The organism is Mycobacterium sp. E136 (assembly GCF_001666865.1).
Taxonomy (GTDB): Bacteria; Actinomycetota; Actinomycetes; order Mycobacteriales; family Mycobacteriaceae; genus Mycobacterium.
Genome location: NZ_LZJE01000081.1, coordinates 1 through 19,902 on the forward strand (window position 1 = coordinate 1; position 19,902 = coordinate 19,902).

General features: G+C 68.0%; 22 protein-coding genes. 5 read left to right on the forward strand and 17 right to left on the reverse strand.

Annotation, left to right across the window (positions count from 1 at the left end):
• On the forward strand, window positions 1-1,088 hold a 1,088-nt coding region (locus tag A5698_RS05765; protein ID WP_068294298.1), incomplete at its 5' end, for a transposase.
• 69 nt (window positions 1,089-1,157) lie between these two features.
• Here A5698_RS05765 and lgt read toward each other — a convergent pair.
• The 7 genes from lgt to A5698_RS05800 all read right to left on the reverse strand — a co-directional run bounded on the left by lgt (window position 1,158) and on the right by A5698_RS05800 (window position 9,550).
• Window positions 1,158-3,749: a prolipoprotein diacylglyceryl transferase gene (gene lgt, locus A5698_RS05770; protein WP_068294301.1), complete on the reverse strand. Its 2,592-nt coding sequence runs from the start codon at window positions 3,747-3,749 to the stop codon at window positions 1,158-1,160.
• Window positions 3,746-4,516, reverse strand: a complete 771-nt coding sequence (gene trpA / locus A5698_RS05775) for a tryptophan synthase subunit alpha (RefSeq protein ID WP_231967313.1) — start codon at window positions 4,514-4,516, stop codon at window positions 3,746-3,748. Before trpA ends, lgt begins: the two co-directional genes overlap by 4 nt.
• 14 nt (window positions 4,517-4,530) lie before the next feature.
• Window positions 4,531-5,790: a tryptophan synthase subunit beta gene (trpB, locus tag A5698_RS05780; protein WP_068294305.1), complete on the reverse strand. Its 1,260-nt coding sequence runs from the start codon at window positions 5,788-5,790 to the stop codon at window positions 4,531-4,533.
• A 3-nt stretch (window positions 5,791-5,793) separates the two neighbouring features.
• Entirely contained in the window at window positions 5,794-6,612 is an 819-nt protein-coding gene (trpC, locus tag A5698_RS05785; protein WP_068294308.1) for an indole-3-glycerol phosphate synthase TrpC, read from the reverse strand.
• Window positions 6,613-6,689: 77 nt separating this feature from the next.
• Window positions 6,690-7,283, reverse strand: coding sequence for a TIGR02234 family membrane protein (locus A5698_RS05790; RefSeq protein WP_068294312.1), 594 nt, complete (start codon window positions 7,281-7,283; stop codon window positions 6,690-6,692).
• Window positions 7,280-8,827 (reverse strand): anthranilate synthase component I, encoded by a 1,548-nt coding sequence (locus A5698_RS05795; RefSeq protein ID WP_068294314.1) that lies wholly within the window; start codon window positions 8,825-8,827, stop codon window positions 7,280-7,282. The genes A5698_RS05790 and A5698_RS05795 overlap by 4 nt, the downstream gene beginning before the upstream one ends.
• Before the next feature lie 3 nt (window positions 8,828-8,830).
• Window positions 8,831-9,550 carry a phytanoyl-CoA dioxygenase family protein gene (locus tag A5698_RS05800; protein ID WP_068294374.1) on the reverse strand — a complete coding sequence of 240 codons (720 nt, stop codon included), beginning with the start codon at window positions 9,548-9,550 and terminating at the stop codon, window positions 8,831-8,833.
• A 71-nt stretch (window positions 9,551-9,621) separates the two neighbouring features.
• Between A5698_RS05800 and A5698_RS05805 the strand changes: the two genes are divergently transcribed.
• Both A5698_RS05805 and A5698_RS05810 read left to right on the forward strand, forming a co-directional pair.
• Entirely contained in the window at window positions 9,622-10,086 is a 465-nt protein-coding gene (locus A5698_RS05805) for a peroxiredoxin (protein WP_067088427.1), read from the forward strand.
• Window positions 10,083-10,883 carry an ABC transporter ATP-binding protein gene (locus A5698_RS05810; RefSeq protein WP_068294317.1) on the forward strand — a complete coding sequence of 267 codons (801 nt, stop codon included), beginning with the start codon at window positions 10,083-10,085 and terminating at the stop codon, window positions 10,881-10,883. The genes A5698_RS05805 and A5698_RS05810 overlap by 4 nt, the downstream gene beginning before the upstream one ends.
• A 3-nt stretch (window positions 10,884-10,886) precedes the next feature.
• On the opposite strand, the gene hisI is transcribed toward A5698_RS05810, so the two are convergent.
• Genes hisI through hisD form a run of 8 tightly spaced genes read right to left on the reverse strand, consistent with a single transcriptional unit; the run spans window position 10,887 to window position 17,308 of the window.
• Window positions 10,887-11,237: a phosphoribosyl-AMP cyclohydrolase gene (gene hisI / locus A5698_RS05815; RefSeq protein ID WP_068294320.1), complete on the reverse strand. Its 351-nt coding sequence runs from the start codon at window positions 11,235-11,237 to the stop codon at window positions 10,887-10,889.
• On the reverse strand, window positions 11,234-12,016 hold the full coding sequence (gene hisF, locus A5698_RS05820) for an imidazole glycerol phosphate synthase subunit HisF (RefSeq protein WP_068294323.1): 783 nt from the start codon (window positions 12,014-12,016) through the stop codon (window positions 11,234-11,236). The genes hisI and hisF overlap by 4 nt, the downstream gene beginning before the upstream one ends.
• On the reverse strand, window positions 12,016-12,831 hold the full coding sequence (locus tag A5698_RS05825; RefSeq protein WP_068294326.1) for an inositol monophosphatase family protein: 816 nt from the start codon (window positions 12,829-12,831) through the stop codon (window positions 12,016-12,018). The genes hisF and A5698_RS05825 overlap by 1 nt, the downstream gene beginning before the upstream one ends.
• Window positions 12,831-13,559: a bifunctional 1-(5-phosphoribosyl)-5-((5-phosphoribosylamino)methylideneamino)imidazole-4-carboxamide isomerase/phosphoribosylanthranilate isomerase PriA gene (priA, locus tag A5698_RS05830; protein WP_197506684.1), complete on the reverse strand. Its 729-nt coding sequence runs from the start codon at window positions 13,557-13,559 to the stop codon at window positions 12,831-12,833. Before priA ends, A5698_RS05825 begins: the two co-directional genes overlap by 1 nt.
• Before the next feature lie 50 nt (window positions 13,560-13,609).
• Entirely contained in the window at window positions 13,610-14,230 is a 621-nt protein-coding gene (gene hisH, locus A5698_RS05835) for an imidazole glycerol phosphate synthase subunit HisH (RefSeq protein WP_068294329.1), read from the reverse strand.
• Window positions 14,227-14,859, reverse strand: coding sequence for an imidazoleglycerol-phosphate dehydratase HisB (gene hisB, locus A5698_RS05840; protein WP_502688878.1), 633 nt, complete (start codon window positions 14,857-14,859; stop codon window positions 14,227-14,229). Before hisB ends, hisH begins: the two co-directional genes overlap by 4 nt.
• The gene (locus tag A5698_RS05845; protein ID WP_068294335.1) at window positions 14,838-15,968 is read right to left on the reverse strand and encodes a histidinol-phosphate transaminase; all 1,131 of its coding nucleotides are present in this window, start codon (window positions 15,966-15,968) and stop codon (window positions 14,838-14,840) included. Before A5698_RS05845 ends, hisB begins: the two co-directional genes overlap by 22 nt.
• Complete coding sequence (hisD, locus tag A5698_RS05850; protein ID WP_068294338.1) at window positions 15,965-17,308, reverse strand: histidinol dehydrogenase; 1,344 nt, start codon at window positions 17,306-17,308, stop codon at window positions 15,965-15,967. The genes A5698_RS05845 and hisD overlap by 4 nt, the downstream gene beginning before the upstream one ends.
• Before the next feature lie 36 nt (window positions 17,309-17,344).
• Between hisD and A5698_RS05855 the strand changes: the two genes are divergently transcribed.
• Complete coding sequence (locus A5698_RS05855) at window positions 17,345-17,755, forward strand: nitroreductase family deazaflavin-dependent oxidoreductase (RefSeq protein WP_068294341.1); 411 nt, start codon at window positions 17,345-17,347, stop codon at window positions 17,753-17,755.
• A 1-nt stretch (window position 17,756) separates the two neighbouring features.
• On the opposite strand, the gene A5698_RS05860 is transcribed toward A5698_RS05855, so the two are convergent.
• Window positions 17,757-18,782 (reverse strand): alcohol dehydrogenase catalytic domain-containing protein, encoded by a 1,026-nt coding sequence (locus tag A5698_RS05860; protein WP_068294344.1) that lies wholly within the window; start codon window positions 18,780-18,782, stop codon window positions 17,757-17,759.
• A gap of 64 nt (window positions 18,783-18,846) precedes the next feature.
• Here A5698_RS05860 and A5698_RS05865 point away from each other — a divergent pair, with 64 nt between their 5' ends.
• Entirely contained in the window at window positions 18,847-19,413 is a 567-nt protein-coding gene (locus A5698_RS05865; protein ID WP_068294347.1) for a TetR/AcrR family transcriptional regulator, read from the forward strand.
• A 1-nt stretch (window position 19,414) separates the two neighbouring features.
• Here the strand turns inward: A5698_RS05865 and A5698_RS05870 are convergent, their stop codons facing one another.
• Entirely contained in the window at window positions 19,415-19,897 is a 483-nt protein-coding gene (locus A5698_RS05870) for a hypothetical protein (RefSeq protein WP_068294350.1), read from the reverse strand.
• Window positions 19,898-19,902: the final 5 nt, after the last annotated feature.

Genomic DNA, 19,902 nt, shown 5'->3' on the forward strand with positions numbered 1-19,902 from the left:
CCGCGATCTGCTGGGCGCGTAGTTTCGGCGAGGTCGTCGCTGTCGGTGTTGAGGGCACCAGCTCCTACGGTGCAGGGTTGACACAGGCATTGCAGATCAACGACATTCACGTCGTCGAGGTCAACCGTCCCGACCGCTCGGCGCGGCGCCGCCAAGGCAAGTCCGACCCTCTCGATGCTTATAGCGCTGCTCGTGCGGTGTTGGCCGGCCACGGCCTTGCCGTGCCCAAAGACTCCCGCACCGGGGCCCTCAAAGCGCTGCTGATCGCTCGTCGCGGCGCGATCAAAGCCCGCACCGCGGCTATCCAGCAGATCAAGGACCTGCTTGTGACCGCCCCGGCCGATCTTCGGGAACGCTACCGCCGTTACCCCACCACCCTGCGTCTGGTCGAAGCGCTGGCCGGCTGCCGCCCCCGCGCACACGAGGACCCCACAACGGTATCGGTGCTGATCGCCTGTAAAGCGCTCGCGCAACGCATCGGGTACCTCGAGCGCCAAGACCGTGAGCTGACCGCTGAGCTCGACGCCTTGACCGCCGCGCTCAACCCCGCTTTGCGGGCGGCCTACGGAGTGGGCCCCGACACCGCCGCCCAACTGCTCATCACAGCCGGAACCAACAGTCACCGACTACGCAGCGAAGCAGCGTTCGCCATGCTGACTGGGGTCGCACCGATCCCGGCCTCATCGGGAAAAACCACCCGGCATCGGCTGTCCCGCGGCGGAGACCGCGCCGCCAACAACGCCCTGCACCGCATCGCTTTGGTCCGCTGGTCTCACGACCGACGCACCCGCGACTACGTCGCCCGCCAACTGGCCGCTGGGCGCAGCAAGAACGACGTCCTACGTCTACTCAAACGGGCCATCGCACGCGAGATGTTCCGACACCTCACCGAGCCCTGCCCCATCGACGACTACAGCGACCTACGTCCAACCCGCCAAGCCCGCAACATCACATTGACCGCCGCGGCAGCACACTTCAACGTCTGGCCAATCACGATCTCCCGACTCGAACGCGGCCTCAAACGCGACGACACCCTCGCCACCAACTACCGCCAATGGCTAAACACACTGACCATAGACGCCGCTTGACCCATAACAGAGATAGGAGCATCAAGAATGGCGCAGCCGGGAGTCGCTGTGGACAACTGCGAGAAAGGCCTAGCGGTTCCGGCGGCGGCGCAGCCAAGTGCGCACCCGGCCGCGTCCGGAGTCGTCGGGTTGGCTCGTCTTTTCGGCTGCGGCCTCGGGCTTGGGGGCGGCGTCGTCGCCGGCAGTATTCTCGGCTTCAAGCTCATCGGGCTCAGGCTCGGTGGATTCCGATGCCTCGTCGGTCGACTCCTCGGCTTCGGCCTCGGGGTCTTCCGCTAGCTGCTCGGCGGCCTCCGCCAGTTCTTCGGCGACGGCCTCTTCAGATGGCTGCTCGGCTTCTGTCTCGGCCTCGTCGGCTAACTCTTCTGCCCCCACTTCACCCTCGACCGCCGACTCGTGCGCCTCGGATGCGTCGGCGAGGGCGTCGCTGGCTTCTTCGGCCTCAACGGCACCCACACCACCAAGCTCGACAGCGTCGTCGGTCCCGTCGTCTTCAGCTGGCGCCTCGTCAGGTGTCTCTTGGGTTTCGGCTTGGGCCTCGTCGGCTAATTCCTCGGCCGCAACTTCACCCTCGACCGCCGACTCGTGCGCCTCGGACGCATCGGCGAGGGCGTCGCTGGCCTCCTCGCCCTCGACGGTGCCGACGCCGCCGACCTCGGCCGGTTCGCCCGGTTCCGCGTCTTCCGACGTCTCCTCGGTTGACGACTCCGCCTCAGTCTCGGCCTCTTCCGATGGCTGCGCGGCTTCTGTCTCGGCCTCGTCGGCCAACTCCTCGGCTACAGCTTCACCCTCGACCGCCGACTCGTGCGCCTCGGCAGCGTCCGCCAGCGCATCGCCGGCCTCTTCACCTTCGACAGCGCCCACACCACCAAGATCGGGGGCCTCGTCGGCTTCGGCTTCGGCCTCGTCGGCCAACTCCTCGGCTACAGCTTCGCCCTCGACCGCAGACTCGTGCGCTTCGGCAGCGTCTGCCAGCGCATCGCTGGCCTCCTCGCCTTCGACGGCGCCGACGCCGCCAAGATCGGCAGCCTCGCCTGCCTCGGCGAACTCTTCCGCCTCGGCGATGTCTTCAGACGGCGCCCCCGCCACATCGTCGGCCAGTTCCTCGGCCTCTGCGACGGCCTCTGCTTCGGGTGCCGAGCCTGCTTCGGGTGCCGAGTCGGCTGCGGCCGCCGCACCGCTGGGCTCCGCCTCGACGACGTCCTTCTGCTTACGCTTCGGCCACAACCGCAGTCGACGCTTCGCCTTCGGAACCGCCACGGCAGCCGCAGGGGTCGGCGCGTCATCGGCCAATTCCTCGGCAGCCGCCTCACCCTCAACGGCGGTTTCGTGTGCCTCGGCGGCGTCGGCCAGCGCGTCGCTGGCCTCCTCACCTTCGACGGCACCCACACCACCGAGATCGGCGGCGTCGCCGGCTTCGGCGAATGCCTCTGCCTCGGCGATCTCCTCGGCGGGGGCCTCGTCCACCTCTTCAGCCAGGGCTTCGGCCTCGGCCACCGCCTCGGCTTCGGGCTCCGGCTCCTCCGCGGGCTCCTCGTCGCCCTCGGCCGCGAACTCCTCGGCCTCTTCGAGGTCGTCCGCCGGCACACCCGCGACGTCAGCGCCGAGCTCCTCCGCCGACGCGTTCTCGACCGAGACGGCCTCGTCTTCCGGCACATCCGCCGTGAGCGACTCGGCTTTCACCGTCTCCGGCTCTTCCTCGGCTGCGGCGGCCTTGGCTGCCGCGACGACACCCGTCGTCGAGGCCACCGCGGCCAGTTCCTCCGTGAGCTCCTCGACAGTCGTCCGCTCCGGCCGCGCCTTGCCCTTGAGACTGGCCGGGTCCTCCCGGCCCTTCGGCGCGGCCATGATGTACACAACCGCCCCGATGAACACGAACGTCGCCGTGAACGAGTTGATCCGGACGCCTTCGATCAGCGTCGCGTCGTCGGCCCGCAACAGCTCGATCCAGAACCGGCCCAAGCAGTAACCCGCGACATACAACGCGAACAGGCGGCCGTGGCCGAGCTTGAAGCGGCGATCGACATAGATGAGAACCGCGAAAACCAGCAGGTTCCAGAGCAGTTCGTACAGGAACGTCGGATGCACGAGGTGAACGACTTCACCGGTCGACACACCGTTGAGGTTGTCGATCATCCCGGCCGAGTCCCGGCGCTCGTAGATCTTCAACGCCCACGGCAGCGTCGTATCCGCGCCCCACAGCTCCTGATTGAAGTAATTTCCCAGTCGGCCGATCCCTTGCGCCAGGATGATTCCCGGCGCGATCGCATCACCGAACGCCGGTAGCGGAATTTCCCTGCGGCGACACGCGATCCACGCGCCCACACCGCCAAGGGCGACTGCCCCCCAGATCCCCAGGCCACCGTCCCAGATGCGGAAAACGCCCGCCAGCCCGGCGCCATTGTCGCCGAAGTACCGCCACCAGTCCGTGACCACGTGATACAACCGGCCGCCGATCAATCCGAACGGCACCGCCCACAGGGCGATGTCGTAGATGACCCCACGTTCACCGCCGCGCGCTTCCCAGCGACGGTCACCGATGATCAGCGCGGCGATGATGCCGATGATGATGCAGACCGCATAAGCACGAACAGGTACCGGACCGAGATGCCACACGCCCTGCGCCGGGCTGGGGATGGCGGCCAAGACAGTCGTCGTCACGCAGTAACCCTTCGCCTGACCCCGTCCGCGAGCTCGGCTGTCAACGTTCCGACCGTATCGACACCGTTCTGCAGCGCCGACACCAACGCCGATCCCACGATGACCCCGTCGGCGTAGGCGCCGATCTCGGCGGCCTGCGCACCCGAACGGACCCCGAGGCCGACGCCAACCGGAATATCCGAGACGGCCTTCACGCGGCGGACCAGTTCGGGCGCGGCGGTCGATACCGCGTCGCGCGCACCGGTCACTCCCATCGTCGATGCGGCGTAGACGAATCCGCGCGACGCCTTCACCGTCATCGTCAGCCGTTCAGGCGTCGACGACGGCGCCACGAGAAAGATCCGGTCCAAGTCGTGGGTCTCCGACGCTTCCAGCCACTCGTCGGCCTCGTCCGGGATCAGGTCGGGCGTGATCATCCCGAGCCCACCGACCGACGCCAGATCGCGGGCGAAAGCCTCGATGCCCCATCGCAACACGACATTCCAGTACGTCATGACCACGGCTCTGCCGCCGGCGTTGCTGATCGCCTCGACCGCGGCCAGCGAGTCCCGTACCCGTACTCCCCCGCGCAGCGCGACCTCGGTGGCCGCCGCGATCGTCGGCCCGTCCATTCCGGGGTCGGAATACGCGATGCCGACCTCGACCAGGTCGCATCCGCTCTCGACAAGCTTCGTCATCGCCGAAATCGACGTGGGCACATCGGGAAATCCGGTCGGCAGATAGCCGATCAGCGCGCTGCGTGCCTCGCTTCGGCACGTTTCGAACATCGGTGCCAGCCGACTCACGGGGCACCGTCCAACAAGCCGAACCACTTCGCCGCGGTCTCCACGTCCTTATCGCCACGCCCGGACAGGTTCACCAGAACGATCGACCCGGGTCCGAGTTCGCGACCCAACTGCAGAGCGCCCGCGAGACCGTGAGCCGACTCGATCGCCGGAATGATCCCCTCGGTGCGGCACAGCAGCGAGAACGCGTCCATCGCCTCGGTATCGGTGATGGGCCGGTACTCCGCGCGACCGATGTCCTTGAGGTATGCGTGTTCGGGCCCGACGCCCGGGTAGTCCAAACCCGCTGAGATCGAATGCGATTCGATGGTCTGACCGTCCTCGTCCTGCAGCAGATACGAGAACGACCCCTGGAACGCGCCGGGTGACCCGCCGGTGAAAGTCGCTGCGTGTCGGCCCGTTTCGACGCCATCACCCGCCGCCTCGTAACCGACCAGACGCACATTGGGGTCGTCGATGAACGCGTGGAAGATACCGATCGCGTTCGAACCGCCGCCGATACACGCCGTCACCGCGTCGGGCAACCGGCCCGCTTGCGCCTGGACCTGCGCGCGCGCTTCCAGCCCGATCACCCGTTGAAAGTCGCGAACCATCGTCGGGAACGGATGCGGTCCCGCGGCCGTGCCGAAGCAGTAGTACGTGTTGTCGGCGTTGGTGACCCAGTCGCGGAACGCCTCGTTGATCGCGTCCTTCAGCGTCTTCGAACCCGCCTCGACCGACACCACCGTCGCACCCAACAACCGCATCCGCGCCACGTTGAGCGCCTGACGCGCGGTGTCGACGGCACCCATGTAGATGATGCACTCCAGGCCGAGCAGCGCGCACGCCGTCGCGGTCGCCACGCCATGCTGGCCCGCGCCGGTCTCGGCGATCACGCGGGTCTTGCCCATCTGCTTGGCCAACAAGGCCTGACCGAGCACGTTGTTGATCTTGTGGGATCCGGTGTGGTTGAGGTCTTCTCGTTTCAGGAAGATCCGGGCGCCGCCTGCGTGCTCGGACAACCGCTCGGCCTCGTACAACGGCGACGGGCGTCCGCTGTAGTGCCGCTGCAACCGATCCAACTCGTCGAGGAAGGTCTGATCCCCACGGGCCTTCTCATAGGCCGTGGTGACTTCTTCGATGACGGCCATCAGCGCCTCGGCGACGAATCTTCCGCCGTAGACACCGAAGTGACCACGCTCGTCCGGGTCGTGGGACGTCGGCTCGGCTACGGCCGCACTGGAACGGGGCAGCTCAGGCCCGGCGAGATCGGCCACTTCTCAACGCGCGGGTTTCGGGCACGACGGATGGGTGCCTGCGGTGACCAGATCGGCGACGGCGCTGCGAGGATCACCACTGGTGACCAGTCCCTCGCCGACGAGCACCGCATCGGCGCCGGCGCCGGCGTAGGCGAGTAGATCGGCGGTGCCACGCACTCCCGATTCCGCGACGCGGATGACGTCGGTCGGAAGGCCGGGGGCGATACGGGCGAAGCAGTCGCGGTCGACCTTCAACGTCTTGAGATCGCGTGCGTTGACACCGATTACCGTGGCGCCCGCGGACAGCGCGCGGTCGGCCTCCTCCTCGGTGTGCACCTCCACAAGCGCGGTCATCCCCAGCGATTCGGTGCGCTCGAGCAGCGACTCCAGCACCGGCTGCTCCAACGCCGCGACGATGAGCAGCAACATGTCCGCACCGTGCGCGCGGGCCTCGTGGATCTGGTACGGCCGGACGATGAAGTCCTTGCGCAACACCGGGATTGAGACGACCGCGCGCACCGCGTCAAGATCGTCGAGCGATCCGTTGAATCGACGCTGTTCGGTCAGCACGCTGATGATGCGCGCGCCACCGCTCTCGTAGGCGGCCGCGAGCTCCGCGGGGTCGGCGATGGGGGCCAACTCACCGCGCGACGGGCTGGCGCGCTTCACCTCGGCGATCACCGCGATGCCGGGAGCGCGCAGCGCGGCCATCACGTCGAGCGGAGGCGGCGCGTCCTTGGCCTTCGCCTTGATGTCGGCGAGCGGAATGACGGCTTCGCGGGCGGCGACATCGGCGCGGACTCCCTCGATGATCGAGTCGAGTACCGTCGCCGAACTCATGACTGCCGCTTCCCTTCCCCCGGAAACACTGAACGATCTTCAACCACGAAGGGTAGCCGCCACCACAACACCCACGATCACCGGCCCTTGTTGTCCGGATTCGCCGGATCCTGGGTCGGATCGGACCCCTCGTCGAGGGCGTCCCAGATCGCGCGTTCGGACATCTCGCCTGCAGGTTCGTCGGGCCGTGCGACCGAGCGTCGCGAGTAGCGGGCCGCCCCGGAACGCTCGCTCGTCGCCGACCGCATCAACAGCACCGCGCACGCCAGCGCCACCACGGCGGCGACGACGGTGATCACCGCCCCGACGTAGTGCCGCTGCGTGCCGACGAGGTCCGCGACCGGCGACTCCGCGATGTGCGACGCGCGGACCGCCACGTCCTTGATGACCCACAGGCTGATGGCCAGGTAGGCGGTTCCGGCGCTGGCGGCAGCCACCAGCAAGGCCAACAACCGTAACGGCCACCCCCGCACGGCCAGCGCGGCCACCGCAGCGGCCAACAGGAGCACCGCCAGCGGCAACAGCGCGGTCGACCAGCTACCCCCGGACAGGGCGGTGGTCTTCGGCTGGCCGAGACCGTCGAACGAGGTCACCTCGACCCACGTCATCCGCGAGGCCACCCACAGCCCCGCCGCGGCGAGCACCAGACCGACTTGGGCGACCCTGATCACGGCTCGGTCAGGGTCTCGGCGGCGGCGATCGCGTTGAGGACCGCACGGGCCTTGTTGGCCGCCTCGGTGTACTCGTAGGGCCCGTTGGAGTCGGCGACGACGCCACCGCCCGCCTGCACGTATGCGGTGCCGTCGCGCATCAGCGCGGTGCGGATGGCGATCGCGAAGTCGGCGTTTCCCGCGAAGTCGAGATAACCGAGCACCCCGCCGTACAGGCCGCGACGCGTCTTCTCGACCTCTTCGATCAACTCCATCGCCCGCACCTTCGGCGCGCCCGAGAGCGTCCCGGCCGGGAAGCATGCGGTTACGGCGTCCAGCGCCGTCTTGCCGTCCGCCAGCAGGCCCGTCACCGTCGACACCAGGTGCATGACGTGGCTGTAGCGCTCGATGTGGCTGTAGTCCTCGACCCGCACGGTGCCCGGCTGGCAGACCCGCCCGAGATCGTTGCGGCCCAGGTCGACGAGCATCAGATGCTCGGCCCGTTCTTTTTCGTCGGCCTGCAGTTCCTTCTCGAGCAGCAGGTCCTCCTCCTCGGTCGCGCCGCGCCACCGGGTACCCGCGATCGGATGTGTGGTGGCCCGTCCGTCCTTGACCGTCACCAGTGCTTCGGGGCTGGAGCCGACGATCGAGAAGTCCGGTCCGCCTGCGGCGTTCGGCACGTTGAGCAGATACATGTACGGGCTCGGATTGGTCACCCGCAGCATCCGGTACACATCGAGAGGATCGGCGGGCGTCTCCATTTCGAAGCGCTGCGAGGGCACCACCTGAAACGCCTCGCCGGCCTCGATGTCGCGCACCAGCTTCTCGACGATCGCCTCGTATTCCTCGAGGGTGCGCTGGGCGCGGTGCATCGGCTCTGGCCGGCTGAACGTCGCCACCGCCGACGGTAGGTGCTCACCCAGAGCCGCGGTCATCACGTCGAGGCGGGCGACGGCGTCGTCGTACGCCCAATCGACCCGTTCGTCGGTGCCGTTCCAATTCACCGCATTGGCGATCAGCGTGATCGTGCCCTCGTGGTGGTCGACGGCGGCGATGTCGGTGGCCAACAGCAGCAGCATGTCGGGTAGGCCCAGATCATCGACGGTGAGCGACGGCAGCTTCTCCAGGCGACGGACCATGTCGTAGGCGAAGAAGCCGACGAGCCCGCTCGACAGCGGCGGCAGGCCCGGCACCGGCTCGGTCTTCAGCAGTTCGAGCGTGGCCCGTAGCGCCTGCAGCGGATCGCCGCCCTGGGGCGCGTCCTGCGGCGTCGTGCCCAGCCACACGGCCTCGCCGTCGCGGACGGTCAGCGCCGACGGCGCACCCGCGCCGATGAACGACCAGCGCGACCACGAACGGCCGTTCTCGGCCGACTCCAGCAGGAAGGTTCCGGGCCGGTTGGCCGCCAGTTTCCGGTACGCCGACAGCGGCGTCTCGCTGTCGGCGAGCACCTTGCGCGTCACCGGCACCACGCGGTGCTCGGCGGCCAGCGCGCGGAAATCCTCCCGCGAGGTGGTGATCGCCAGCGACGAGCCGAGGGCTGACGACGAGGCAGTGGTCTGCACGCGTCAAGTGTCCCAGACGCATCCCAGCGGTGAGGACGACGTGGGTGTCAGCGGGCTGGTGAGCATGATCGGCGTTTGCGCCATGAACCGCGGTGTCGTGCCCCGATGCTCGTCCGCGGCGTGCGCGGTGAACGGGTGCAGCAGGTACATGTCGCCGGGCCGTCCCGTGGCGAGCGCCACGGGACGCGCCGCGCTGGCGTCGTCGACGAGCCGGCCCATCTCGGCGAGGCCGAGCGGCTCGGGTCCCAGTACGCGGGCCACGTCGCGATGGGAGCCGACCCTGATCCGCGTGGGAGCGTCGTCAGGGCCTACGTCGGACAGCAGGGTGAGCAACAGGACGGTATGGGGGCGACCGGTGACCGCCCATCCCCCGTCGGTCCCGGGCGTGTTGGCGTCGATGTGCCAGCCGCGGTCGTCATTCGGCGGCGATACGGGAAATCGGACGGGGATGTTTCCCAAGGCGCGGCTCGGTGACCAACCACCCTGACCGCAGATGCAGTCTAGCGCCGCAGCGAGTTTCGGGCTTCGTATGAGCTCGCCGAACGGGCCGGCACCGGTCATGTCGCCGGCCCAGCGGACGGGTTCGACCCATCTCTCCGGTTCGTCGGGCGCCAGCCCCAGCTGTTGCCACAACGCCGCGCGCGCCGCATCGGCGACACGGCGAGGCGTCGCGGCGTCGATCTTCACGTAGCCGTCTGCGACGAACGCGTCGAGATCCACCATCGAGACGAGGTTCTCACGGTAACCGCGTCCCACACCAACGCTTTTCAGGTTCGCGGCGTAGCGTGACGCTCATGAAGACGGGTGACCGAGTTGCCGAGTTCGAATTGCCGGACCAGAGGGGCAAGGTGCGGAGCCTCAGCGAGCTGCTCGCCGACGGCCCGATCGTGCTGTTCTTCTACCCCGCCGCGATGACGCCGGGTTGCACCAAGGAGGCCTGCCACTTTCGTGATCTGGCCGCGGAGTTCGCCGCGGTCGGCGCGCGCCGCGTCGGGATCAGCACCGACGCGGTCGACAAGCAGGCACAGTTCGCCGACAAGGAGCGGTTCGACTACCCGCTGCTGTCGGACGCCGACGGGGCAGTCGCCACGCAGTTCGGCGTGAAGCGAGGCCTGCTGGGCAAGTTCATGCCGGTCAAGAGGACCACGTTCGTGATCGACACCGATCGCACCGTTTTGGCCGTGATCGCGTCGGAGATCAGCATGGACAGCCACGCCGACAAGGCCTTGGAAGTGTTGCGGCAACGCCAGTCGGCATGACGCCGGTCCTCGAGCTCGCCGATGTCACGTTCCGCCGGAACGGCAAGCAGATTCTCGACGGTATCTCGCTGACCGTTCACACCGGCGAGCACTGGGCGCTGCTCGGACCCAACGGGGCGGGCAAGAGCACTCTTCTCGGCTTCTGCGCCGCGATGCAGTTCCCGACGACGGGCACCGTGCGCATTCTGGGCGAGCAGATGGGCCGGGTGGACCTGGCGCGCCTGCGCCGCTCTATTGGTCACGTCAACCCGCGGCACCGGCTGCAGTATTCGCTGTCGGTACGCGAGGTGGTGTCGACGGGTATCACGGGCACCATCGACACCCCGATGCGGTGGACGCCGAGCGCGGACGAACGCACCCGGGTGGACGCGATGATCGATGCGGTCGGGTTGTCGCACAAGGCCGCTGACGTGTGGCCGACGTTGTCGCAGGGTGAGCGGGGGCGGACGTTGATCGCCCGCGCCCTGGTCTCCGAACCGAAGTTGCTGCTGCTCGACGAGCCCACCACCGGTTTGGATGTGGCTGCGCGCGAACAGCTTCTGGAAACCATCGACTCGCTCGACGAGACGCATCCCGACGTCGCGTCGATCCTGGTCACCCATCATCTCGAAGAGTTGCCGACCACGACGACGCACGCGCTGCTGATCGCCGAGGGGCGGACGACGGCCATCGGACCGGCGCGAGACACGGTGACGACGGACAACGTCAGCGCCGCGTTCGCCCATCCCGTGGTCGTCGGCTACGACGAAGGCCGGTGGACTGCTCGTGCGAAAGCGACCCGCATCATCGACGTGTAGGGCTCAGCCGTTCTCCGGCGCGAGCAGCACATCCGCATCGAAACAACTGTGATCGCCGGTGTGGCAGGCGCCGTCGACCTGATCGACCTCCAGCAGCACGGTGTCGCCGTCGCAGTCCAGGCGCACCGAGTGGACGTACTGCGTGTGGCCCGACGTCTCGCCCTTGACCCAGTGCTGTTGCCGCGACCGCGAATAGTAGGTTCCGCGACGGGTTTCGAGAGTGCGGGCCAGCGCGAGATCGTCCATCCACGCCACCATCAACACCTGGCCGGTGCCGCGCTCCTGCACCACCGCGGTGATCAACCCGTTGGCGTCGCGCTTGAGTCGCGACGCGATGTCGGAATCGAGTGTCATCGGACGGTTATCCCTTCGCCCGCCATGGCCTCCTTCACCTGCGCGATGGTCAGCTCACGGAAGTGAAACACGCTGGCGGCCAGCACGGCGTCCGCCCCGGCGGCGATGGCGGGGGCGAAATGTTCGGGTGCCCCAGCGCCGCCGCTGGCTATCACGGGGACGTTGACGGCGCCGCGCACCGCCGCAATCATCGGCAGATCGAAACCGGCCTTGGTGCCGTCGAAGTCCATCGAGTTCAACAGGATCTCGCCGACGCCGAGTTCGGCTCCCCGCGTTGCCCATTCGACGGCGTCGAACCCGGTGCCCCGGCGCCCGCCGTGCGTCGTGACCTCCCACCCCGACGGCGTGGGCTGCTGATCCGCCGGAACGGTCCGGGCATCGACCGACAGCACGATGCACTGCGAGCCGAACTGCCGAGACAATTCCGCAAGCAGTTCCGGGCGGGCAATCGCCGCGGTGTTGACCGCCACCTTGTCCGCCCCCGCCCGCAGCAGCACGTCCACATCGGCCACCGAACGCACCCCGCCGCCGACCGTCAACGGGATGAACACCTGCTCGGCCGTGCGCTTGACCACCTCGAGCATGGTGGCTCGTCCCGACGACGACGCCGTCACGTCGAGGAATGTCAGTTCGTCGGCGCCCTCGGCGTCGTAGGCCGCGGCGAGCTCCACGGGATCACCCGCATCGCGCAGATTTTCGAAGTTGACGCCCTTGACGACCCGGCCGTCGTCGACGTCCAGGCACGGGATGACCCGTACGGCGAGGTCCTTCGCGTTCATCAGAAGTCCTCGAGATCGCCAACCGAGGCAAGCAGGTCGAGCAATTCCCCGTGCACGCCGGGGACACCGGCGAGCGCAGACGGGCAGTCCACGGTCCAGTCGTTGCCCGCGAGATCGGTCACGATGCCACCCGCCGCGCGGATCAACGCCACCCCGGCGGCGTGGTCCCACACGTGGCCGCTGAAACTGATTGCGCCACCGAGGATTGCCGCCGACGTATAGGCCAGATCGATACCTGTGGCGCCGTGCATGCGCATGCGGGAACACTTACGGCTGAGGGTTTCGATGACGGCGAGTCGGTAGCGTCCCGGCACCTTGCCGCGGGATTCGACGTTGAACGTGCTGACCCCGACCATCGAATCGGAGAGCCCCGCCGGCTCCAGTTGCGGTTGCTCGACACCGTTGTAGCGCAGCGGCCCTCCCACGACGGCGGTGAAGCGCTCCTTGGTGAAGGGGACCCAGGTGAGTCCGGCGACCGGCTCACCGTCGCGCACCAGCCCGAGCAGGATCGCGGCCATCGGAGAACCCGCGGCGTAGTTGAACGTGCCGTCTATCGGGTCGAGCACCCACACCAGTGGCGACTTCAGATCCGCGCCGCCGAATTCCTCGCCGTGAACCTCGATTCCGGTTCGGGCGGTCAGCGCCTCGACAACTTGGCGTTCGATGGCCAGGTCGACCTCGGTGGCGAAGTCGTCACCCTTCTTCTGCACCGCCGAATCTGCGCGGTGTCCGTCGATGAACGGGGTCGACGCGTCGTCGAGGATTTGCGCGGCCTCAGCGACCAGGGCGTCGAGGTCGGCCGCGTCCAGCGCCATTACCGCTCCACCGCGGCCAGCGCTTCAGGCAGTGTGAATCGCCCTGCGTACAGCGCTTTTCCGACGATCGCTCCCTCCACGCCACGGTCGGTCAGCGTGGCGATGCCCCGCAGGTCGTCGAGGCTCGACACACCTCCGGATGCGATCACCGGGGCGTCGGTGCGGTCGGTGACTTTCGACAGCAGTTCGAGGTTCGGTCCGTTGAGCGTGCCGTCCTTGGTGACGTCGGTGACGACGAAGCGCGAACAACCTTCTCTGTCAAGCCGTTCGAGCACTTCCCAGAGGTCACCGCCGTCGGTCTCCCAACCGCGACCGCGGAGGCGGTGATCGCCGTCGACGATCTTCACGTCCAGTCCGACGGCGACCTTCTCGCCGTGTTCGGCGACGACCTTCGCGCACCACTGCGGGTTCTCCAGCGCTGCGGTGCCGAGGTTCACCCGCGCGCAACCGGTCGCGAGCGCCGCCGACAGCGAATCGTCGTCGCGGATACCGCCGGACAGTTCGACAGCGACGTCGAGCTTGCCGACCACCTCGGCCAGCAGTTCGCGGTTGCTGCCCCGGCCGAACGCGGCGTCGAGGTCGACGAGGTGGATCCACTCGGCGCCGTCGCGTTGCCACGTCAGCGCGGCGTCCAACGCGGATCCGTATTCGGTCTCGCTGCCGGCCTGGCCCTGCACCAGGCGCACAGCGCGGCCCTCGACCACGTCGACGGCGGGAAGAAGAATCAGTCGTTCCGACACTGTGGTGGTCTCCTCTTCGCGCCAGCGCTCATCGGTGGTCAACCTAATGCCTTAACCCAGTTGGCGAGTAATGCGGCACCGGCGTCGCCGCTTTTCTCGGGGTGGAACTGCGTCGCCGACAGCGGACCGTCCTCGACGGCGGCGAGGAACGGCACGTGGTGGGTGGTCCATGTCAGCTTGGCGGTGGGGCTGCCCTCCCACTGCTGGGCAGCATAGGAGTGCACGAAGTAGAAGCGGGTGCCCGCCTCCATGCCCGCGAACAGTGTGCTGCCTTCGGGGACATCGACCACGTTCCAGCCCATGTGCGGGATCACCGGCGCGTCAAGGCGCACGACGGCGCCCGGCCACTGGCCGCAACCGGTGGTCTCGACGCCGAACTCCACGCCGCGGGAGAACAGGATCTGCATGCCGACGCATACGCCCAGAACGGGACGACCGGCGGCGACCCGGTCGGCGATCAGCTTCGGACCATCGATCTTGCGCAACCCGGCCATGCACGCCTCGAACGCGCCGACGCCGGGCACCACGAGGCCGTCGGCGTTCATCGCCGCGTCGGCGTCGGGTGTGACCGTGACATCGGCGCCGACGCGCTCCAGCGCGCGCTGCGCCGAGCGCAGATTGCCCGAACCGTAGTCCAGGATGACGACTTGTTTTGTCACAGAGTGCCTTTCGTTGACGGCACACTGGTTACACGTGGGTCGTACTCGACGGCTTGGCGCAGCGCGCGGGCGACGGCCTTGTACTGCGCCTCGGTGATGTGGTGGGGGTCGCGACCGTAGATGGTGCGCACGTGCAGGGCGATGCGGGCGTTCATCGCCACCGACTCGAACACGTGCCGGTTGACCACCGTGTGGTACGGCGCCGAGGAACCGGCGATCGTGAAGTGCAGCATGTGATCCGGCTCGCCGGTGTGCACGCAGTACGCCCGCCCGGATACGTCGACGGCGGCGTGCGCGAGCGTCTCGTCCATGGGGATCCACGCATCGCCGAACCGGCGGATGCCCTTCTTGTCGCCCAGCGCCTGGCCGAGCGCCTGCCCCAGCACGATCGCGGTGTCCTCGATCGTGTGATGCCCCTCGATTTCGACGTCACCCTTGGCGCGCACGGTCAGGTCGAAACTCGCGTGGCTGCCCAGCGCGGTGAGCATGTGATCGAAGAACGGCACACCGGTGTCGACGTACACCTGGCCGGTGCCGTCCAGGTCGAGTTCGACGACGATGTCGGACTCCTTGGTCTTGCGCTCGATCGTCGCGCGACGGGGTTCGTTCACGATGCTCCTACTGGGGATAGTTCGGTCGCGGCCAGGCGAGCGCTCGCTGCGAGGAACGCATCGTTCTCCTCGGCCAGACCGATGGTGACGCGGAGGTATCCGGGTATGTCGACGTCGCGGATGAGGATGCCCGCGTCGAGGTAGCGCTGCCAGGTAGCGGGTGCGTCGGCGAAGTCGCCGAACAGCACGAAGTTGGCGTCGCTGTCGATCACGCGAAAACCCATGTCGGACAGAGACTCTGTGACACGGTTGCGTTCGGCGATGAGGGTAGCGACGCTGCCGAGCGTGTCGTCGGCGTGACGCAGCGCCGCGCGGGCGGCGGCCTGCGTGACCGAGGACAGGTGGTACGGCAATCGAACGAGCAGCATCGCGTCGATCACGGCGGGGGCGGCGGCAAGGTACCCGAGCCGACCGCCCGCGAATGCGAACGCCTTGCTCATCGTGCGGCTGACGACAAGCCGGGTCGGATACTCGTCGATGAGGCGCACCGCGCTCGGTTGCGAGGAGAATTCGCCGTACGCCTCGTCGACGATCATCACGCCGGTGCTCATGGCGTCGAGGAGGCGTCGCAGGTCGTCGAGCGGAACGCTCTGTCCCGACGGATTGTTCGGGCTCGCCACGAACACGATGTCCGGGCTGCGCTCACCGATGGCCGCCACCGCGACGTCGATGTCGAGGCTGAAGTCGTCGGCCCGGTTGGCCACCAGCCACGCGGTCTGGGTGCCGTCGGAGATGATCGGGTGCATCGAGTACGAGGGCACGAAACCCAGGGCGCTGCGACCGGGCCCGCCGAAGGCCTGCAGGAGTTGCTGCAGGATCTCGTTGGAACCGTTTGCCGCCCAGAGATTTTCGACGGTCAGTTGTGTGCCGGTCTGCGCGGTGAGATAGGCTGCGAGGTCGGTACGCAGCGCGACCGCATCCCGGTCCGGATAGCGGTGCAAGTCGCCCGCGACGGCGGCGACGGACGCCGTCAGGTCATCGATCAGCGCCCGCGTCGGTGGGTGCGGGTTCTCGTTGGTGTTCAATCGCACCGGAACGTCCAGTTGCGGTGCGCCGTACGGCGATTTGCCGCGCAGATCCGACCGCAGCGGCAGATCGTCGAGCGTCACCTTCTCCCCGACCGTCACCTTTCGAACCTCCGCCGCACCGCTTCGCCGTGCGCGGGTAGGTTTTCGGCCTCGGCGAGCGTGATGACGTAGCCGGAGACGTCTTTCAGCGCGGCCTCGTCGTAGTCGACGACGTGGATCCCGCGCAGGAACGTCTGCACCGACAGGCCGCTGGAGTGCCGTGCGCAGCCGGCGGTGGGCAGCACATGGTTGGAGCCGGCGCAGTAGTCGCCGAGGCTCACGGGTGCATAGGGTCCGACGAAGATCGCTCCGGCGGAACGGATTCGACCGGCCACCTCGCGCGCGTCGAGGGTCTGGATCTCCAAGTGCTCGGCGGCGTAGGCGTTGACGGTCCGGATGCCGGCATCGAGGTCGTCGACGAGAACGGTCGCCGACTGCTTACCGCCGAGCGCGGCAGTCACCCGCTCGCGGTGCACCGTGGTCTGCAGTTGGTTGGCCAGTTCGCGGTCGGTCGCGTCGGCCAATTCGATGCTGGGGGTGACCAGCACGCTGGCGGCCATCTCGTCGTGTTCTGCCTGGCTGATCAGGTCGGCGGCGACGTGGACGGGGTCGGCGGTGTGGTCGGCCAGGATGGCGATCTCGGTGGGGCCGGCCTCGGCGTCGATGCCCACCTGCGATCGGCAGATGCGTTTGGCTGCGGTGACGTAGATGTTGCCGGGGCCGGTGATCATGTCGACGGGGGCCAGCTCTGCGCCATCGGTGTCGGTGCCGCCGTAGGCCAGTAGGGCGATCGACTGGGCTCCGCCGACGGCCCACACCTCGTCGACGCCCAGCAGTGCGGCGGCGGCCAGGATCGTCGGGTGCGGTAAGCCGCCGAACTGGGCCTGCGGCGGGCTGGCGATCACGAGCGAGTCGACCCCCGCGGTCTGTGCGGGCACGACGTTCATCACGACGCTGGACGGGTAGACGGCGTTGCCGCCGGGCACGTAGAGGCCGACGCGCTCGACCGGCACCCAGCGCTCCGTGACGGTGGCGCCTGGGGCGAGCGTCGTCGTCGTGTCGGTACGACGCTGGTCGGCGTGGACGGCCCGGGCGCGTTCGATGGCGACCTCGAGCGCGGTACGGACGTCGGACGGCAGCTCAGTGAGCGCCATATTCAGCTCAGCTGCGGGGACGCGAACCTGTGCGGGTCGCACCCCGTCGAACGATTCGCCATACTCCAGCGCCGCCTCGGCGCCGCGCTCAGCAACCGCGTCGACGATCGGGCGGACCTTCGGAACCACGGTGTCCACGTCCACTCCGCCACGCGGCAGGGCGGACCGCAGGCGCGCCGCGGACAGCCGCGCACCCCGCAAGTCGATGCGTGCGATCGGGGACGACGATAGATTCACGCTGTCCATTCTCCCAGAGCAGACCAAATCGGTTATGGAGGCGCCATGCGAGCCAGCGAGCACCCGAACAACGCACCCGGCGTGCCGATGGTGTTCCCGCCGTGGTTCGAAAATCTGCAGGTCAGATACCTGAACAAAATGATCAGGCCGATTTCCCGGCTGATGCCCGGCATGACAAAGATCAGACACCGCGGCCGAAAGTCCGGAAAGCCGTACGAGACGATTGTCACTGTCTACCGCAAGGGCGATACCGCAGCGATCGCACTCGGCCACGGCAAGACCGACTGGGTGAAGAATGTGCTCGCCGCCGGCGAAGCCGACCTGCTCTACGGCTCGCGCACGGTCCACATCGTCAACCCGCGGATCGTGCCGGCGGGTGGCAACGCGGAAGGCCTGCCTTTCATGGCCCGCGTTCAGGCCAAGAAGATGGGCATTTTCGTCGCCGACATCGCCTGAGCTACACCCGGCTGAACACCGTCTTGCCTCGCATCGCCGGCCACGCTTCTGGCGCTTCCTCCCACGGTACGACACGCTCAACTACTGGCGAAAGGTCTTGTCCGGCAAACAGTTCCAGCACCTCCGGCATCACCGCACGCGCGTTCACCCGCCCGGTGACGAACCGAACCCCGCGCGTGTACATCGGCAGCAGTGGCATCTCCACGGAGCCCTGGGCGTAGATGCCGGTGTCGGTGCACACCCCGTCCGGCCACGTCGCCCGTAACGCCGCCGCCAGCAGCGCCGGATCCGCCGACGTGTGCACCGTCACCGGATACTGTTCGGCGCTCTTGTCGGGCTTCTCGCGGTCGTGCACGACCGCACCCAACTTCTCGGCCACCGCGAGCCGCTGCCGGTCGGTGTCCACATAGTCGACGTGCATCCCCGCCGCGGCCGCCGTCGCCGCCGCGTACAGGCCGATCGACAGCCGACCAACGACCAGCACCCGCCGGTCGGCCGGCGCAAGCGCCGCCAATTCGTCGACGTAAGGGCCGACGCCGCGCCAACCATCCGGGATGTTGTCCGACATCGACGCAACGGCAACCGGATCCGCCCCCTCGGGCAACCGCACCAGCATCGCGTCGGCATATGGCACCAGCACGACATCGGCCATGAACCCGCCGCCGTCGAGTCCCGCGAGCGGCGCCATCCCGTACATCGCCATCAGCGGCAGCGCCGCGCAGGATCCCGTCGCGCCCCGCAGGCAAGCGCTGCACTCTCCACAGCTGATCTGGAACGGCACGATGACCCGGTCGCCGACCTTCACGCCGCGCACGTCCTCACCGACCGCCACCACCTCGGCAACGCCCTCGTGCCCCACCGCATGACCCGGCGGCATCGGCAATCTGCCTGCCACCACGGCGACGTCGAGGTCGCAGCACGCCACGGCCAACGGTCGAACAAGAGCCTGGCCCGGCCCCGTCAGCTGAACCTCGGGCGCCTCACGCCACGCGTATTTACCGACCTCTTCGAACATCAGTTGCCGCATGCCAAATCCCTTCTGGAATGATCGCTCAACTATTCTTGAGCGATCTTTCTAGTAAAGTCAAGGGATGCCTCGTCCGGACCGCAGCCGCACCGCGCTGATCGACACCGCGGCGCAACTGTTCCGCAGGCAGGGCTACGCCGCCACCGGGGTCAACCAGATCCTCGAGACCGCCGACGTCAAGGCGGGCTCGCTCTACCACCACTTCCCCGAGGGCAAGCAGCAGTTGGCCGCCGCCGTTGTCCAGCGCGTCGGCGCCGACATCGAGCAGCGGCTTCGCGCCCTGCTCGCCACACAATCGCCGGTGCCGGACCTGATCGACGGCTGGATCGACGTGATGGCCTCGGGGCTCACCGCCGATCCGCGCGACGGCTGCCCCATCGAACCGATCGCCACCGAATCGGTAGACGCCAGCGCGCTGGTCCGGCAAGCGTCGCGAGCCGCGTTCACGGGCTGGCGCGACGCCGTCGCCGCCCGGTTGCGTGCCGACGGCTGGACACAGGGCGAGGCCGAGCAGACTGCGCTGGCCCTGATCGCGCTCGTCGAGGGCGCGCTGCTGCTCTCCCGGATCGCCGGCGACACGACAGCGCTCGAGGCCTCGAAGGTCGCCGCAAGGACTCTGCTGAGTCGCTGAGCTACTTGCAGAGCTCGGTGATGCTCTTGTTCTCGGCGTCAGCATCGGCGAGCCGTTTCGCTTGTGCCGGATCGTCGTTGGGCACCCCCGCCGTGGCGTTGGCACCGATGTCCATGAGGTGGTCCGCGAATTGTCGGACCTTCTCCGTGAGCACCACCGGCGTGGCCGGATCGAGCCGGTCGAGCAGGTATTGACCGCCGTCGTACAACGAGATCCGCGCGTTGGCGGCCACCGCCTGCGCCCCGGTGACGTCCTGGGCGCCGCCCTCGGGCTGCATATTCGTGTTGAGTGTGATGCCTTTTCGGACGACGTCGGCCGCGCTGCAGATCTTGGTCTTCGCGTCGGCGACCTGAGTTGAGTCGTATTCGGGCTCGGATTCGCTCGTCTTGTACAGCGTCCACCCCGCGAGTGCGAGCGCGGCGACGGCTATGACCAGGCTGATGCCGACCAACAACGTGAGCCGGCGCGACGCATCCTCATCCACGCGTT